15 protein-coding genes are annotated in these 17,405 nt (G+C 44.3%); 11 read left to right on the top strand and 4 right to left on the bottom strand.

The window, feature by feature from the left end; all coding sequences use genetic code 11:
- Positions 1-2: 2 nt before the first annotated feature.
- From SFC66_RS10690 to SFC66_RS10670, 5 genes are all read left to right on the top strand, one after another.
- A complete protein-coding gene (locus SFC66_RS10690) occupies positions 3-1,172 on the top strand; it encodes an alanyl-tRNA editing protein (RefSeq protein ID WP_411218666.1) in 1,170 nt (389 codons plus the stop codon).
- A 218-nt stretch (positions 1,173-1,390) separates the two neighbouring features.
- A complete protein-coding gene (locus SFC66_RS10685) occupies positions 1,391-2,713 on the top strand; it encodes a cytochrome ubiquinol oxidase subunit I (protein WP_411218742.1) in 1,323 nt (440 codons plus the stop codon).
- Positions 2,710-3,723 carry a cytochrome d ubiquinol oxidase subunit II gene (locus tag SFC66_RS10680; RefSeq protein WP_411218665.1) on the top strand — a complete coding sequence of 338 codons (1,014 nt, stop codon included), beginning with the start codon at positions 2,710-2,712 and terminating at the stop codon, positions 3,721-3,723. Before SFC66_RS10685 ends, SFC66_RS10680 begins: the two co-directional genes overlap by 4 nt.
- A gap of 82 nt (positions 3,724-3,805) precedes the next feature.
- Complete coding sequence (locus SFC66_RS10675) at positions 3,806-4,468, top strand: potassium channel family protein (protein ID WP_411218664.1); 663 nt, start codon at positions 3,806-3,808, stop codon at positions 4,466-4,468.
- Positions 4,469-4,566: 98 nt separating this feature from the next.
- Positions 4,567-6,291 carry a pyruvate oxidase gene (locus tag SFC66_RS10670; protein WP_411218663.1) on the top strand — a complete coding sequence of 575 codons (1,725 nt, stop codon included), beginning with the start codon at positions 4,567-4,569 and terminating at the stop codon, positions 6,289-6,291.
- Positions 6,292-6,326: 35 nt separating this feature from the next.
- Here the strand turns inward: SFC66_RS10670 and rnjA are convergent, their stop codons facing one another.
- Together rnjA and SFC66_RS10660 are read right to left on the bottom strand one after the other, a co-directional pair.
- A complete protein-coding gene (gene rnjA / locus SFC66_RS10665; protein ID WP_411218662.1) occupies positions 6,327-7,994 on the bottom strand; it encodes a ribonuclease J1 in 1,668 nt (555 codons plus the stop codon).
- Positions 7,991-8,203 (bottom strand): DNA-dependent RNA polymerase subunit epsilon, encoded by a 213-nt coding sequence (locus SFC66_RS10660; RefSeq protein WP_411218661.1) that lies wholly within the window; start codon positions 8,201-8,203, stop codon positions 7,991-7,993. Before SFC66_RS10660 ends, rnjA begins: the two co-directional genes overlap by 4 nt.
- 463 nt (positions 8,204-8,666) lie before the next feature.
- Here SFC66_RS10660 and SFC66_RS10655 point away from each other — a divergent pair, with 463 nt between their 5' ends.
- Positions 8,667-9,440 carry a Cof-type HAD-IIB family hydrolase gene (locus SFC66_RS10655; protein WP_411218660.1) on the top strand — a complete coding sequence of 258 codons (774 nt, stop codon included), beginning with the start codon at positions 8,667-8,669 and terminating at the stop codon, positions 9,438-9,440.
- Positions 9,441-9,722: 282 nt separating this feature from the next.
- Here the strand turns inward: SFC66_RS10655 and def are convergent, their stop codons facing one another.
- Positions 9,723-10,277 carry a peptide deformylase gene (gene def, locus SFC66_RS10650; protein ID WP_411218659.1) on the bottom strand — a complete coding sequence of 185 codons (555 nt, stop codon included), beginning with the start codon at positions 10,275-10,277 and terminating at the stop codon, positions 9,723-9,725.
- 183 nt (positions 10,278-10,460) lie between these two features.
- On the opposite strand from def, the gene SFC66_RS10645 reads away from it, so the two are divergent.
- From SFC66_RS10645 to lpdA, 5 genes are all read left to right on the top strand, one after another.
- Positions 10,461-11,114 carry a YkyA family protein gene (locus tag SFC66_RS10645; RefSeq protein ID WP_411218658.1) on the top strand — a complete coding sequence of 218 codons (654 nt, stop codon included), beginning with the start codon at positions 10,461-10,463 and terminating at the stop codon, positions 11,112-11,114.
- 405 nt (positions 11,115-11,519) lie between these two features.
- A complete protein-coding gene (gene pdhA / locus SFC66_RS10640) occupies positions 11,520-12,563 on the top strand; it encodes a pyruvate dehydrogenase (acetyl-transferring) E1 component subunit alpha (RefSeq protein ID WP_411218741.1) in 1,044 nt (347 codons plus the stop codon).
- Positions 12,564-12,566: 3 nt separating this feature from the next.
- Positions 12,567-13,544, top strand: a complete 978-nt coding sequence (locus tag SFC66_RS10635; RefSeq protein ID WP_411218657.1) for an alpha-ketoacid dehydrogenase subunit beta — start codon at positions 12,567-12,569, stop codon at positions 13,542-13,544.
- Positions 13,545-13,568: 24 nt separating this feature from the next.
- Positions 13,569-14,843 carry a dihydrolipoamide acetyltransferase family protein gene (locus SFC66_RS10630; protein ID WP_411218656.1) on the top strand — a complete coding sequence of 425 codons (1,275 nt, stop codon included), beginning with the start codon at positions 13,569-13,571 and terminating at the stop codon, positions 14,841-14,843.
- A 3-nt stretch (positions 14,844-14,846) separates the two neighbouring features.
- Positions 14,847-16,256: a dihydrolipoyl dehydrogenase gene (lpdA, locus tag SFC66_RS10625; RefSeq protein WP_411218655.1), complete on the top strand. Its 1,410-nt coding sequence runs from the start codon at positions 14,847-14,849 to the stop codon at positions 16,254-16,256.
- A gap of 38 nt (positions 16,257-16,294) precedes the next feature.
- Here lpdA and SFC66_RS10620 read toward each other — a convergent pair whose 3' ends face one another.
- Positions 16,295-17,302 (bottom strand): C45 family autoproteolytic acyltransferase/hydrolase, encoded by a 1,008-nt coding sequence (locus SFC66_RS10620; RefSeq protein WP_411218654.1) that lies wholly within the window; start codon positions 17,300-17,302, stop codon positions 16,295-16,297.
- Positions 17,303-17,405 lie beyond the last annotated feature (103 nt).

The following is a 17,405-nucleotide window of genomic DNA, read 5'->3' as shown; positions in this document are numbered from 1 at the left end:
ATATGAGCAAGCTGCTTTATAGGGAAGATGCGTTTTGTAAGGAATGGAAAACGGAAATTGACGATACATATGAAAGGGATGGTCTTTTTTATGTTTCGTTAAAAGAAACGGCGTTCTATCCTGGAGGAGGCGGGCAGCCAGCTGATCATGGCACTATAGCTGGACTGGAAGTGAAGTCGCTCGCGAACAAGGACGGAATTACGTATTACGGCTTGGAAGATGGAATTGTTGGAGCGGCAGATTGCTGTATTGACTGGACCCATCGGTTTGATCTGATGCAGCAGCATACCGGACAGCATCTTCTTTCAGCAGCATTCCGTCACGTATTGGATAAAGAAACGATCGGTTTTCACCTCGGGAAAGAAGATGTGACAATCGATATACCTGGCAGTAAATCATCTGCAGATGAGCTGGCATTGGTTGAGCAAAAAGCGAATGAGTGGATTTACGATAATCGAATTGTTTCCAGCTATTATGTGAACTCAGAGGAGCTTGCTGCATTACCTGTCGTAAAACAACCGACCGTGACAGAGAATGTACGGATCGTGGAAATCGACGGAGTGGAATACAACCCTTGCGGCGGCACGCATGTATCTGCGACAGGACAAATCGGAATGATCAAGATCCTTCGAGTGGAAAAACAAAAGCAAGGTCAGCGCATCTATTTTCAATGCGGCAAAAGAGCTTTGGAAACGAGCAGAGAGGTATTCGCTATCGTAGACCAAACTGCGGCACAATTCCAGACCAACACCAAAGAAGTATTGCAGCGTATCCAGAAGCAAACAGTTGATCTGCAAGCTGCTGTCAGAAAAACGGAAGAGCTGAAGGAACAGTTGGAGAGCTTGGAATTGCAAGAGCTAATCCACTCCAAATCGAATATGATTGCTCGCTCCTACGACGGGAAGGATGTGAAATCTTTACAGCGGATGGCTGCCAAGCTACTGGAAACGGGTAAGGAATTCGTCATCTTAGCCGATCAAACAGAGCTTAAACTGGTATTGTCCCATCAGCTTGAAGATTTTCATTGCGGGAATTTATTCCGTACATCATTGTCCGATTTCGGAGGCAAAGGTGGGGGAAACGCTCAAACAGCTCAAGCAAGCTTTCAGCAAAAAGAAGATATGGCGCGTTACATACAATTTCTGCAAGGGCATTACCGAAGCATCGTGTAAACGATGCTTTTTTTTGATGGATTGATTGTTTATGCATGTTATCCAGGAAATCTTGAAAATCCCCGTAATGGCTATAAGTTGGATCAGCGAATTGCTTCCATCCCTATCACCTTGTTTTGGGTATTTTTCTTCTCTTTGGGCATAACAAGAGGAGCGATTATCTATAAAGAAAGCAGGGATATAATTTGTTCGCATATGATAGTGTAATTTTAGCGCGGATGCTAACTTCTATGACACTCGTTTTCCATATCATCTTTGCCACGATTGGTGCCGGTGTTCCGTTGTTGATATGCGCAGCCGAATATGTCGGCATCCGTAAGCGGGATCCCAAATATGTGCTGCTGGCGAGAAGGTGGACAAGAGGATATGTAATCATCGTCGCTGTCGGGGTCGTGACTGGTACCGCTATCGGTCTGCAGCTGTTTCTGCTATGGCCGACCTTCATGCAGATTGCCGGTCATGTGATTGGACTGCCGCTGTTTATGGAAACTTTCGCTTTTTTCTTTGAAGCTATTTTCCTCGGTGCATACATTTATACTTGGGATCGATTCAAAGGAAGGTATACGCATTGGTATCTCTCGCTTCCCGTCGTGATAGGGGGAGGGATGAGTGCTGTTTTCATCACCACCGTCAACGCTTTTATGAATACACCGCAAGGCTTTACGCTGGACGGACGGACAATTACATCGGTGAATCCGATAATGGCAATGCTGAATCCTGCTACGCCTTCAAAGGTATTCCATGTACTCACTTCCTCCTATATGACGTCAGCGGCAATACTGGCCGCCATTACGGCATTTTTCATTTTGAAGTATGGAAACAATGTGTACTATAAGAAAGCACTCAAGCTGACCATGATCATTACGCTGATATTCTCCATCTTCACTGCCATTGCAGGGGATACTTCAGCAAAATTTTTAGCAAGTTATCAGCCTGAAAAACTTGCGGCGGCTGAGTGGCATTTTAAAACCGAAAAAGGTGCAGATTTGATTTTATTCGGTAAGCTCACCGAAGACAATGAAATAAAAGGTGCCATTCATTTGCCAAAGCTGCTAAGCTTCTTATCTTTCGGTGATTTCAATAGCGAGGTTACGGGGTTGGATAAAGTGGATGCAGATCTAATACCGCCGCTATGGATACATTATATGTTTGACTTGATGGTAACCTGCGGGGCTTTTGGAATACTGATCAGCATGCTTTTTCTCGTATTCATGTTCTGGAAAAAGCGGGATCAATATAATAAATGGCTCTTGAGGGCGATAGTCGTGAATGCACCGCTTGCCATGCTGGCAATTGAATTTGGCTGGATTTATGCAGAAGTGGGGCGTCAGCCTTGGATTTTGCGAGGGTATATGCGTGTAGCGGAAGGAGCCATCTCCTCGCCTCATGTTCATTATGTTTTTGCAGCATTCCTGATTCTTTATGTATTGCTGGGTACTTTTGCGACTCTCGTACTAGTCCGGCTTTATAAAAAGAATCCGATTCATAAAGAGTGGGAAATGCGCTTTCCTGATACGTTATTCGGGGGTGATCAAAAATGAATTATGAATTATTGGGGTTATCTGCACTTTGGTTTTTCCTGTTCGCTTACTTAATCATCGCATCCATTGACTTTGGGGCAGGCTTTTTCGCTTACTATGCTATGCAAACGAGAAAAGATCACATTCTAAATCGGCTGATTGGGAGATACTTATCCCCGGTTTGGGAAATTACGAATGTTTTCTTCATTTTCTTTTTCTATGGTCTGGCGTTCTTCTTCCCAGATGCAGGCTATTACTACGGATCAGCCATGCTGATACCTGGATCGATCATTTTGTTATTGATTGGAATCCGAGGCTCATTTTATGCCTTTGAAAACTATGGTTCGAGAAAAAGTAAATTATATACCTTTCTCTATGGAGCGAGCGGGCTCTTCATTCCTGCTGCAATTTCCACCGGACTGACGATATCCGAGGGCGGGTTTTTACGACATGAAAATGGCAGTGTTTATTTACGATATAAAGAGCTTTTGACCAACCCATTTTCATGGTCGGTCGTATTTTTGGCTGTTGTCTCCGTCCTGTACATCAGTGCTCATTTCCTGACGTATTATGCGAATAAAGCCGGTGATGAACCAGCTCGGAAATTGCTTCGTTCTTATGCGCTTTTCTGGGCAGCTCCGCAAATCATCGCAAGTTTGACAGCGTTCATTTTCATCAGCAGGCAAAATCCGGAGCATTACAACAATATGCTGGATCTCTGGTGGATGTTTGGACTTTCGGTATTGTTCTTTCTCCTTGGCATATATTTTGTGTATAAGGAAAGAAAGTATGGTCTTTCGTTCATCTTCGTCATGCTGCAGTTTTTCTTTGCGCTTTTGGGATACGGAATCGGACATATGCCTTATTTGCTCTACAACGAAATCCAAGTGACGGCAGATGCAACTCTACCGGCAATGGGGACGGCATTATTGATTGCATTTGCGGGAGGATTGCTCATGCTTATTCCTTCCTTGATCCTCGTGATGCGTATGTTCTTGTTCGATGCGGAATACGTAAGAGGGAAGAAATGATACAACTTTCACTGTTTATGATAGACTAGGGTTAATTTATGATAGACTAAATACTGGTTTATTAAATAGTGGAGGAAGTACGATGAAAAGAGAATTTGCCGTAATCGGATTGGGCCGCTTTGGCGGGAGTATCTGTATGGAATTGAGCCGGGAAGGTTTCAATGTATTGGCTATCGATATCGAGGAAGACAAGGTGAATGAATTTCGCAATATTGCTTCCCATGCTGTCATCGCGGATACAACGGATGAACAGGTACTGAAAGAATTGGGCATCCGGAACATCGAGCACGTCATTGTTGCCATCGGAGAAAACATTCAAGCGAGTATTTTGACGACGCTTATGCTGAAAGAGCTGGGCATCAAGAAAATAACCGTCAAAGCCCAAAATGATTATCATGAAAAAGTGTTGAGTAAAATCGGTGCCGATCATGTTGTCCATCCAGAACGGGATATGGGCAAACGGATCGCCCATAAAATCATCAGCAACAATATCCTTGATTACTTGGAGCTGAGCGATGAGCATAGTATCGTGGAAGTGAAAGCAGGCAAGAAAATGGCAGGAAGTTCTTTGATCGACCTGGACATTCGTGCAGCGTTCGGCTGTAACGTCGTTGCAATCAAACAGTCGAATGAAATAAATGTCAGTCCTTCACCCGAGGCCGAACTGGACGCGGAGGATGTATTGATTGTGATTGGTGCAGACCGTGATTTGGCTCGCTTTGAGCGTGCCATAGCAGATGAATGATAGCAAAACCCAAACAGAGCTGAAACTGTTTGGGTTTTTTCATGCGTAAAAAAGGTTACATACAAAGAGGGGATAAAAATGAAACAGGAGATGGTAGCATGTTTGAAAGAAGAACGGGAGAAGTATTGGCGGATCAACTGATCGACTGGGGAGTGGATCACATATACGGAATACCAGGGGATTCCGTCAATGAATTCATCAGCGATTTACATAAGAAAGAGGAGGGATTGAAGTTCATTCAAGTGCGGCATGAAGAAGCAGGTGCCCTCGCGGCAGCAGCTTACGGTAAGCTTACTGGGAAGCTTGGGGTTTGTTTGTCGATTGCCGGTCCGGGAGCTGTGCACCTACTGAACGGACTGTATGATGCAAGAGAAGACAAAGCACCGGTTCTTGCCATCGTCGGACAAGTGCCGACAAACGAGCTTGGTACAGGTGCTTTCCAAGAAGTGAAGCTTGAGCAGATGTTCGAAGATGTCGCTGTGTTCAATGAGCGGGCGGAATCATTCGAACAACTGCCGGATCTCTTGAATCAGGCGATACGAGAAGCTTATGCCAATTCAGGTGTTAGTGTGCTTATCGTTTCCGACGATTTGTTCGCACAAAAACACCCAGAAAAGCCGGGCAAAACATCTGCCAGCTATGCAAAGCCGCGTATCGCTCCTGCCAAGCAGGATATGCAGGAGGCAGTAAAATTAATCAATCAAGCGAAAAAGCCGATCATATTGGCAGGTAAAGGTGCAAAGCATGCCCGAACCGAGTTGCTTACATTTGCAGAGCATGTCAAATCACCAATCATTTTGAGTCTGCTTGCTAAAGGAATCATTCCGGATCATCATAGCTATAACTTGGGGCAGCATGGTCAAATAGGGACCACACCTTCGTATGAAGCAATCAATGAAGCCGATCTATTGCTGCTAGTAGGGACAAGCTTCCCGTATCGTTCGTTCCTTCCGGATGATCTGCCGGCAATTCAAATCGACAATAAAGCCAGTGCCATCGGAAGCATCTATCCAGTCGAAGTGGGATTACCAGGGGACAGCAAGGAGGTGCTCCAGGAACTGACCAATCTGACGGAAGAAAAACAAGATACAGCCTATATTGAAAAGTACCAAGAAAAAATGAAAGAATGGCATACACAGTTGCAAGTACAAAAAAAGAGAGAAGAGTCTCCAATACAGCCGCCGCAAATCATGTATGCCTTGGAAAAAAATATTGAAAAAGATGCGGTCATTTCTTGTGATGTAGGAAATGTCACCGTATGGACTACAAGATATCTGCCATTGACACAGCAAGATTTTATTGTATCCGGCCGGTTGGCAACGATGGGCTGCGGGCTTCCCGGTGCCCTTGCAGCAAAAATGGCTTACCCGGACAAACAGGCAATAGCCATTTGCGGAGACGGAGGATTCAGTATGAATATGCAGGATTTCGTCACAGCAGTTAAATACGATTTGCCTGTAAAAGTGATTGTCTTGAATAATAGTCAATTGGGACTGATTAAATTCGAGCAAGCAACGATCGGATCCTCCAACTATGGAATCGATATGGGAGCTATGAACTTTGCCAAATTCGGGGAATCATGCGGAGGGGAAGGCTATCGTGTTGAAAAGTTTGAAGACTTGGAAACGAGCATCAAGCAAGCATTCCTTTCGGATAAGCCAGCCATCATTGATATCGCAATCGAGGATATGGCGCCGCTGCCAGGAAAGATTTCCTACCAGCAGGCAGTGAAATATACGGAATATCTGATCAAGGAATTCTTCTCCACAGGTAAAATAGAGCTTCCAGACATGAAAGAATCAGTCAAACGACTTTTTAAATAAGAAAAGAGCCTGAGCGGTAACGCTCAGGCTTCTTTTTATACTTCCATGATGATTGGAAGTACCATTGGACGGCGTTTTGTTTTTTCAAACAAGAACGGCGCGATAGTGTCTGTAATTTCATTTTTGATTTCAGACCACTGAGTTGTCTTTCTTTCCATCACTTTATTCAAGTGAGCAGAAACGATCTTTTGTGCTTCGTTGATCAGATCTTCCGATTCACGCATGTAAACGAATCCGCGGGATATGATATCCGGACCGGATGCAATGCGGAATTCTTTCATGTTGATGCTGACAACAACAATCACTAGTCCTTCTTCGGACAAGATACGGCGGTCGCGCAATACGATGTTTCCGATATCACCGATACCGCTTCCGTCCACATAGATGGAGCCGGATGGAATCTTACCTGCGATGGCAGCACTGTCTTTACCTAGTGCCAGCACATCTCCGTTATCCATGATGAAGGAATTTTCTTCACTGATTCCAGTAAGCTTACCAAGTTTCATATGCTCGACCAACATACGGTATTCCCCGTGGATCGGCATGAAGTATTTCGGGTTCATAAGTCGAAGCATCAGCTTCTGCTCTTCTTGACTTCCGTGTCCGGAAGTGTGGATATTGTTCAATGCGCCATGAATGACATCGGCTCCTGCACGATACAGCATGTTGATGATGCGGCTCACGCTGATCGCATTACCCGGAATCGGGGAAGAGGAGAACACAACGGAATCGCCTGGCTGGATTTGAATCTGACGGTGTGTACCATTAGCAATCCGGGAAAGTGCAGCCATTGGCTCACCTTGAGAACCAGTACAAAGGATGACTACTTCATTCGCTGGCAATCGATTGATCTGATGCGAGTCGATGAATGTCTCCTTCGGTGCATTGATGAAACCAAGCTCGATACCAAGATTGATATTTGTTTCCATGCTTCTGCCGAAGATGGCAACTTTGCGGCCTGTTTTCACAGCTGAATCGATTACTTGCTGCAACCGGTGAATATTGGAAGCAAATGTAGCAAATATCAAACGGCCATCTACGCGGCGGAAAATATCATTGATACTTTCGCCAACAACTCGTTCAGACATAGTGAATCCTGGAACTTCACTGTTTGTTGAGTCGGATAGTAAGCAAAGTACGCCTTCTTTGCCGATTTCAGCCATTTTAGCTATATCAGCTGGCTGTCCGACTGGAGTGAAATCGAATTTGAAATCACCGGTATGCACGATATTGCCTGGAGGGGTCTTGACTACTACACCGTATGATTCAGGGATACTATGTGTTGTCCGGAAGAAGCTGACAGAAGTTTTTCTGAACTTGATGATATCATCTTCTCCATAAACATTTAGCTTCGCATTGCGCAAAAGGCCATGCTCATCCAATTTATTTTTAATCATGCCCATTGCAAGTTTGCCTGCATAAATCGGAATGTTCACTTCTTTCAAGAGGTAAGGTACGCCGCCGATGTGATCTTCGTGACCGTGTGTGATGAACAAGCCTTTGACTTTGTCCTGATTTTGCACGATATATGTGAAATCGGGAATAACATAGTCGATACCGAGAAGCTCGTCTTCAGGGAATTTGATTCCCGCATCGATGATGATGATTTCATCCTGGAATTGGACACCATACATGTTTTTGCCGATTTCTCCGAGTCCGCCGATGGCAAAAACAGCTGTTTGGTCATTTTTTACGAATTTCATTTCGCTTGCTCCAATTTGAAGTCTTCTGATTGTTTTTCATAAGCAAGATGTGCTTCATCGAGCGGCTGGATGAACTCGATGTTGATGTCACGTTCTGCTAATGTGTTACGTACCTGTCTTACACTTTCCGCTTCCATGTACAAGCTCTTGGAACGCTCGCGTACTGGAATTTCGGAAGGGTTTTCCTGATAAAATACTTTAAATACCATATCTATCTCTCCTATTCTCATGGTTGACAATTGCTTTCTATATCCATAACGAACGGAGCAAGTCCATATAATACCGAATTGCTGGCGTATTGCTATTCAGTTAGATCTTGTCCGCACGTAGTAGGCACTCGTCGTTTTTGGCCAAATAAATCTTTCCACCGTTTCTTTAACTTTTCCTTCAAACGCTTGAGCACACGAAGCAACTCCTTTCGTTCAGCAGAAAAGCAAGAAAAAACGTTTACCCGTCCAATCCCTCTTACCTACAGTATAGTATGAAAACGCTAAGATGAAAACAAAAACACAGCATACTTTCAAAAAAACTGCCGATAAAAGGAAGGGATGGTTGTTTTCTCTTGGGATTCATGTAAAGATATTTTTCGACGAACCTGCATAACTTATACTCGATTATAAGAAGTGGAGAGGAAAGATGCAAGGGGACGAAAGACTAGGAGGAGGATGTACAATGGGGAAAAGCATCGTATTTCTGGATATCGACGGCACGATTTTGAATACAAAAGGTGAAATACCGCAAGCGACAAAGGATGCGGTCCGAAGCTTGAGGGCTAATGGGCATTACGTTGCAATCGCAACAGGAAGGGCTCCATTCATGTTCGAGGAGATCCGCAAAGTACTTGGAATCACATCTTTTGTGAGCTACAACGGACAATATGTCGTTTTTGAAGGGGAAGTCATCCATCGCAATCCGATCGAACGGGATCATCTGCTGCATTTATACAATGAAGCATCCGTAAACGAGCATGCCATGGTCTTCATGGGAGATACAATCATGAAGGCGACGGAAACGGATAATACATTCGTCCGGGATAGTTTGGCGTCCCTTGGTTTTACATATCCTGAAATAGATAAAGATTACTTCCATCATGAACCGATTTATCAAGCTTTGCTATTTTGCGAAGAAAATGAAGAAGCTGATTACGCCGCTCACCATGAGCATGTCCGCTTCATCAGATGGCATCCGCTTTCCTGTGATGTCCTGCCGGGTGACGGCTCCAAAAAGATCGGTGTCATGAAATTGCTCGAAGCAGCAGGCCTTTCCATACAAGACGCGTATGCTTGCGGCGATGGGCTGAACGACTTGGAAATGATCGAATATGTCGGTACAGGGATTGTAATGGGGAATGCCGTGCCGGAATTGAAGAAGCTGGCTGATATACAAACCGTTCATGTAGATGAAGATGGACTTGCGCTTGGTTTGAAGGAAGCTGGATTATTATAATACGTAAAGCGCCTGGGGCATAACTGAAATTCAGTTTTGAAAGACGAACGATGACCTAGGCATGGCTCCGGCAGAACGCGCCGATTCCCACTGCCTTAGCCCTCCTTGGGATGATAGCCACTGCGAGGTCTTCACCTCGCGCTGTTCCCGCAGGACAAGGAATGCTTCGACAGCATAGCCATATATAACTAAAAGCTGCAAAAAAAACAGACAATGCCGTAACAAGTCACGGTATTGTCTGTTTTTTATAGTGCATAAAGGCTTTTGTCCCAACCTCTATTCTTATAGTTCGATTGGTTTGCTATTCTCCGGCTGTGCAAAAGGATTTTCTTTATTTATACGTTCATAGAACATCGTGCCATTCAAATGATCGATTTCATGCTGAAAAACGACCGCTGCATAACCTTTCAAACGTAATTTGATTTCTTTTCCTTCCAATGTGACAGCTTTCACCGTGATACGTGAATAGCGCGGTACATAGCCAGGGATTTCGCGGTCGACGGATAAACATCCTTCCCCACTCATCAAATACGTACTTTCGACAGAATGACTGACGATTTTTGGATTGAATAAGCCATATTCATAATCATTGCCGCTCGGGTCTTCGAAATACACTGCAATCATGCGTTTGGATATGCCTATTTGCGGGGCAGCCAATCCAACACCGGGACGAAGGTCGTATTTTGCTGCGATTTCATCATCCTGGCTATTTTTCAGATACTCCAGCATTTCCGTCAATGTTTGTTTATCTTCTTCCGAAGCTGGCAGCTCCACTTCTTGTGCAACTTGTTCAAGAATCGGATTGCCTTCACGGATGATATCTTCCATGGTAATCATGATGATCACTCCTTGCGCTGTTACTTTTGCGTTTAATAGTTTATCACAAGTAGGGCGCCGTGACACCAGAATCAGTCTGTGAATTGCATTATCGTATTTCTTTCACGTTTCCAGGGTTTGTTATACAATGTATGGGAATACATACATAGAAGCTGTGGGTAACATGGCAGAGGAGGATACGTTTTGCGCAAGTTAGGATTGGGCCTACTCCTGATGGGGAGCGCCGTGGGACTCACTGCATGTAACAATGCATCGCCGGAGGAGCAGGTGTACAACCATCTGGAGGAGACGGTATCCCTTGAATCGGGATATGTCGATCAGCAGGATTCTTTGACGGATTTGGAAAAGAAGGAACAAGATTTATACAATGATATTTTGCAGCTCGGTGATGATGGAATGGATGAGATCAAGAGCAAATCACAGGAAGCGATTGACTTGATCAGCCAGCGCAGGGATGCACTTGCCAAGGAAAAAGAAAGTCTTGATGAAGCGGAAGCGGAATTCAAGGAAGTGGATTCGATCATCGATGACCTGGAAAGTGAAGATGCCAAAGAAAAGGCGCGGACCCTTTACGATACGATGGAAGCCAGATACGGTGCATACGATCAGCTTCATGAGGCATATTCCAAAGCATTGGATGAAGATAACTCCCTATATGAAATGTTCCAGCAAGAAGATGTCACACAGGACGAATTGACTGCTCAAATCGAAAAGATCAATGCAAGCTATGAGGATATCGAAGCTGCCAATGCTGAATTCAATAAACAGACAGAAGCATTCAATGAACAAAAGCAGCAGTTCTACGAGGCTGCAGGATTGAATGTAGCAAGCGAATGATAATTGAAAACCCTTTTCCCGATGTAGGAGGAGGGTTTTTTATTTGTATTGATACAGTATTAAAATATTGTGTAGTACAGTTGTAAATTGGAGAATTGTGAAGATTTCTTTAATACCGTTTTCATAAAATATTATTAATATCTAATCTAAGATGTTGACGTTTTCCGGCAAGATAAGCTAAACTATAACAGGACATGAATTGTATCACTTTTTGTTAACATGATTTATGTAACAGTTTTGTGTACTTCTGTTGTAACCGGTTAAAAGAGGGGATGCAGCGGGTACAGTAAACTATTGTGGTACTTCCTGTGTTTTTGGAAAGGCTATTACAGTAAATATAGTTCTAGGAAGGATAGGTGACTAGCTTTGAAACGTACGCTAGAAGGTATTGAAGAACAATTTGAAATGCTTCAGATCCTTAACGAAGACGGCGAAGTCGTAAACAAAGAAGCTTTACCGGATTTGTCAGATGAAGAATTGAAGGAATTAATGCACAGAATGGTGTATACGCGCATCCTTGATCAGCGCTCCATTGCATTGAATAGACAAGGTAGACTTGGTTTCTACGCACCTACAGCAGGTCAGGAAGCTTCTCAGCTTGGAACGCATTTTGCGCTTGAGAAAGAAGACTTCATCTTGCCTGGATATCGTGATGTTCCACAGCTTATCTGGCATGGTCTTCCGCTATACCAAGCATTCCTATTCTCACGCGGACACTTCCATGGCAACCAGTTCCCTGAAGGTGTGAACGCGCTAAGCCCGCAAATCATCATCGGTGCACAGTATACACAAGCAGCGGGTGTTGCATTGGGTATGAAGCGCCGCGGTAAGAAATCCGTAGCGATTACTTACACAGGTGATGGCGGTACGTCACAAGGTGACTTCTATGAAGGTATGAACTTTGCAGGAGCATACGATGCACCGGCTATCTTTATTGTACAGAATAACCAATTCGCAATTTCTGTACCACGTGAAAAACAAACAAAAGCGAAAACACTTGCTCAAAAAGCTGTGGCTGTAGGTATCCCTGGCGTCGTTGTTGACGGTATGGATGTCTTGGCGGTTTACGCAGCGACTAAAGAAGCTCGTGAGCGCGCAATCAACGGCGAAGGCCCGACATTGATCGAAACACTTACTTACCGTTATGGTCCACATACAATGGCTGGTGATGATCCGACTCGCTACCGTACAGAAGATATGGATACGGAGTGGGAAAAACAAGATCCATTGGTACGTTTCCGTAAATATTTGGAATCCAAAGGCCTATGGTCCGAAGAAGAAGAAAACAAAGTGATCGACCAAGCGAAAGAAGAAATCAAAGCTGCGATCAAAGAAGCGGATAACTATCCGAAAATGAAAGTTTCCGACTTGATCAACAATATGTACGAAGTCCTTCCTTCTAACCTTGAAGAACAATTGGAAGTGTACAAAGAAAAGGAGTCGAAGTAAGTCATGGCACAAATGACAATGATCCAAGCAATCACTGATGCTCTCCGTACGGAACTGAAGAATGACGAAAACGTTATGATCTTCGGGGAAGACGTTGGTAAAAACGGCGGCGTATTCCGTGCGACTGAAGGTCTGCAAGCTGAATTCGGCGAAGACCGCGTATTCGATACACCACTTGCAGAATCTGCAATCGGCGGTATGGCTGTAGGTCTTGCGATCGAAGGCTTCCGTCCGGTTCCTGAAATTCAATTCTTTGGCTTCGTATATGAAGTCATGGATGCAATCAGCGGACAATTGGCTCGTTTGCGCTACCGTTCCGGCGGCACGCAAAGTGCTCCTGTTACAATCCGCGCGCCATTCGGCGGCGGTGTGCACACTCCTGAGTTGCATGCGGATTCCCTTGAAGGACTTATGGCTCAACAGCCTGGTCTTAAAGTTGTCATCCCATCCAACCCTTACGATGCAAAAGGTCTTTTGATTTCTGCGATCCGCGACAATGATCCAGTTATCTACCTTGAGCATATGAAACTTTACCGTTCATTCCGTGAAGAAGTTCCAGAAGAAGAGTACACTGTAGAACTTGGTAAAGCGGCTGTTAAACGTGAAGGTACAGATGTGACATTGATCGCTTACGGCGCAATGGTACAAGCTTCCATGAAAGCTGCCGAAGAACTTGAGAAAAACAACGTATCTGCTGAAGTCATCGACTTGCGTACTGTAAGCCCGATCGATCTTGATACAGTTCTTGCATCTGTCAAGAAGACTGGCCGTGTAGTGGTTGTGCAGGAAGCACAGCGTCAAGCTGGTATCGCTGCTCACTTGATCTCTGAGATCCAAGAGCGCGCTATCCTTCACCTTGAAGCACCAGTGATGCGGGTTGCTGCACCGGATACAGTATTTGCTTTCTCACAAGCAGAAGAAGTTTGGCTTCCAAACCACAACGACATCGTTGAAAAAGCAAACGAAGTAATCAATTTCTAAAAGCAGAATCAGGAGGTAATTATTTTGGCTTTCGAATTCAAAATGCCGGATATCGGTGAAGGTATCCACGAAGGTGAAATCGTAAAATGGTTCGTCAATGAAGGCGACACAGTAGCAGAGGACGACGTACTTTGCGAAGTCCAAAACGATAAAGCAGTTGTAGAAATCCCATCTCCTTACGAGGGTAAAGTACTTAAAATTTCTGTAGGTGAAGGTGAAGTCGCTATCGTTGGCGATACACTTATCACTTTCGAAGGTGAAGGCGGCGAAGAAGGCGGAGATGCTCCAGCTCCAGCTGAGCAGGAACAGACTTCCATCCAAGCTAACGCTACTGAATCCAATGAAACAGTAAAAGAAATCAAAGAAGAAGGTCCTAAAGCTGAAGTTTCCGGTGAACTTATCATCGCTATGCCTTCTGTAAGAAAATATGCGCGTGAGCAAGGCGTGGATATCAAACAAGTATCCGGTTCTGGTAAAGGTGGCCGTGTGCTGGCTGAAGATATCGACAGCTTCAAAAATGGCGGATCTGCTAAAGCTGCTCCACAAGCTGAAGCTTCTGAGAAGAAAGCATCTGCTCCAGTTGTTTCTGGTGATGAGTATCCTGAATCCAGAGAGAAAATGAGCGGAATCCGTCGTGCAATTGCTAAAGCGATGGTTACATCCAAAACGACAGCTCCTCACGTTACATTGATGGATGAAGTAGACGTAACTGAGCTTGTTGCTCATCGTAAGAAATTCAAAGCTGTTGCAGCTGAAAAGGAAATCAAGCTTACGTATCTTCCATACGTTGCCAAAGCGCTTGTTTCTGTATTGAAAAACTTCCCGATCTTGAACTCTTCCATCGATGATGCGACTGACGAGATCGTTACAAAACACTATTACAACATCGGTATCGCAGCAGATACTGAAAAAGGTCTTCTTGTACCAGTTGTTAAAAATGCGGATCGCAAATCCATCTTCACTATTTCCCAGGAAATCAATGAACTTGCTGTGAAAGCTCGTGATGGAAAACTTGCTCCGGATGAAATGAAAGGTGCTTCCAGCACTATCTCTAACATCGGTTCTGCAGGCGGACAGTGGTTCACTCCGGTAATCAACTACCCTGAAGCAGCAATCCTAGGTGTAGGACGCATTGCTGAAAAAGCAATCGTTAAAGACGGCGAGATCGTTGCAGCTCCAGTGCTTGCGCTTTCTCTAAGCTTCGACCATAGAATCGTTGATGGTGCAACTGCTCAAACAGCAATGAACCATTTGAAACGTCTATTGGCTGATCCACAACTAATCATGATGGAGGGATAAGGAATGGTAGTAGGAGATTTCCCAATCGAATTAGACACTCTTGTTGTAGGTGCAGGACCTGGCGGCTATGTAGCTGCCATCCGCGCTGCACAAGAAGGACAAAAAGTAACAGTAGTGGAAAAAGGAAACCTTGGCGGTGTTTGCTTGAACGTCGGCTGTATTCCTTCCAAAGCATTGATCCAAGCTGGCCACAAAGTGGAGTACGCTCATGGTGATGCAGATCTTGGTATCTCTACTGAAGGTGCAAAAGTAGACTTCTCCAAAGTTCAAGAATGGAAAGCTAGTGTTGTAAACAAGCTTACTTCTGGTGTTGGCGGTCTATTGAAAGGTAACAAAGTGGATGTTGTCAGTGGTGAAGTTTACTTCGTGGACAAAAACACTGTAAAAGTTATGGATGAGAAGAGCTCTCAGACTTATACTTTCAACAACTGCATCATCGCGACAGGTTCTACACCGATCGAGCTTCCTAGCTTCAAGTATACTGATCGTGTCCTTGATTCTACAGGTGCTCTTAACCTGAAAGAAATTCCTAAGAAACTAGTTGTCATCGGCGGCGGTTACGTAGGAATCGAGCTTGGTACTGCTTATGCTAACTTTGGTACTGAAGTTACTGTCCTTGAAGGATTGAAAGATATCCTTGGCGGTTTCGAGAAACAAATGACTTCGCTTGTTTCCCGCAAACTGAAGAAAAAAGGCGTTAACATCGTGACGGAAGCTATGGCTAAAGGCGTTGAAGAATCCGCTGACGGCGTAAAAGTGACATATGAAGCGAATGGTAAAGAAGAAACTATCGATGCTGACTATGTACTAGTTACAGTTGGTCGTCGTCCGAACACTTCCGAACTTGGTTTGGAAGAAGTAGGAATCAAGATGACTGATCGCGGTCTTATCGAAATCGATGAGCAATGCCGTACGAACATCGAGAACATCTATGCAATCGGTGATATCGTGGAAGGCCCGCCACTTGCACACAAAGCATCTTACGAAGGTAAGATCGCTGCGGAAGCAATCAGCGGCAAACCATCTGCCATCGATTACAATGGTATTCCGATGGTAGTCTTCTCTGAGCCTGAACTTGCTTCTGTAGGTCATACAGAGCAGTCTGCTAAAGACGCTGGCTACAAAGTGAAAGCTGCTAAATTCCCATTTGCTGCAAATGGTCGTGCGCTATCTCTTAACGACAGTGACGGTTTCATGAAACTTATCACTCGTGAAGAAGACGGTGTTGTACTTGGTGCTCAAATCGCTGGCCCTAATGCTAGTGACATGATTGCTGAGCTTGGCCTTGCGGTTGAGTCCGGAATCACAGCTGAAGATATTGCACTTACAATCCATGCTCACCCATCTCTTGGTGAGATCACAATGGAAGCTGCTGAAGTTGCAATCGGCACACCGATCCATATCGTAAAATAAATCGTAAGAGCCTGCCCCATATGGGACAGGCTCTTATTTTATATATATCCCTTTAGCGTAGTGCACTTCATATTTTCTCCGGCAAACCAATCCTCCACATTGACCTCCATTACAGCACCACGCGCTAGTGCAGTAATCAAATATTTTTTTTCAAAAGTATAAGCAATTGTGTGTAATGTACCAAATAATTTATCGTAATCATCATAGAAGAGTGGGGAAGAAGGATTGGCGAACATTTCGAACAGCTCATTCTGACGCATATATGCAGTCTTTTGGTTTGTGAGAAAGTCATCACGATTCACTGACCCGGTAATATCGTCGCGATTATAGATACGAAATGCGCGGTCCTGAAAATGATTTACGCAATTGATACCAGTTTTCGAGGACCGTACAGAAATCGTCTCAGGTGTGGCTTCAATGACTGCATGATGCCCTTTGGCATCACCAACCGAAAAGTTATAGCATGCGGCATGAGGAAGCTCTCTGAACAGATTGATGACTTGTTCTGTCGTATCACATGTATCTAGTGCTAATCGTACGGCAGACCAAGCTGCCAGTCCTTTCTTGTATCCTTTATTACTGACAAAGTGTAAACCGATTGCCAATCCTTTTTCATTCACACCGTCATGCCTGCCGATAAGCTGAAGGTTGTAGCCGATCGAGCCTATCGCATTTGTCGGAGCAATGAAGCTGAGACAATGATCGTATAAATCAGGTCCGAAATCGTAGTTACGCACAAAATGGTTCTTATCAATAAAAGCGGTACATCCCAGAGCTTCAGTTTTTTTATTGTTAAAGCCGCTGCAGAGCGTCATGGTGTCGCTTAAAGACATCTTCAATCCATCTGAAAGTCCGTGTAGCTCATCCAATAAATGAGGAGCATAATCTGAAAATAATGTTTTGGTTTCTATGTGATTTGTTGAAGCATTGGCGAGCTGCCTGAATTGATCAAGGATTGGATTGGTTAAATAGTAGGAAGCGGTTTTTTTACCGATTTCATAAGAGCTTCCCCTTACTTGAATGATATCCGCTGCAATTTCTTTCATCTCATCACCTCCCTGCAGATTTTAATTCGATAGATTTTATAATATACCTTCAAGTTAATTAGGGGGAACAGGAATATTTCAAATCATGCCATGCAAGAATTAC

Source organism: Terribacillus saccharophilus, assembly GCF_046592895.1.
Lineage (GTDB): Bacteria > Bacillota > Bacilli > Bacillales > Amphibacillaceae > Terribacillus > Terribacillus saccharophilus_D.
This window is presented reverse-complemented; position numbering and strand designations above follow the sequence as displayed.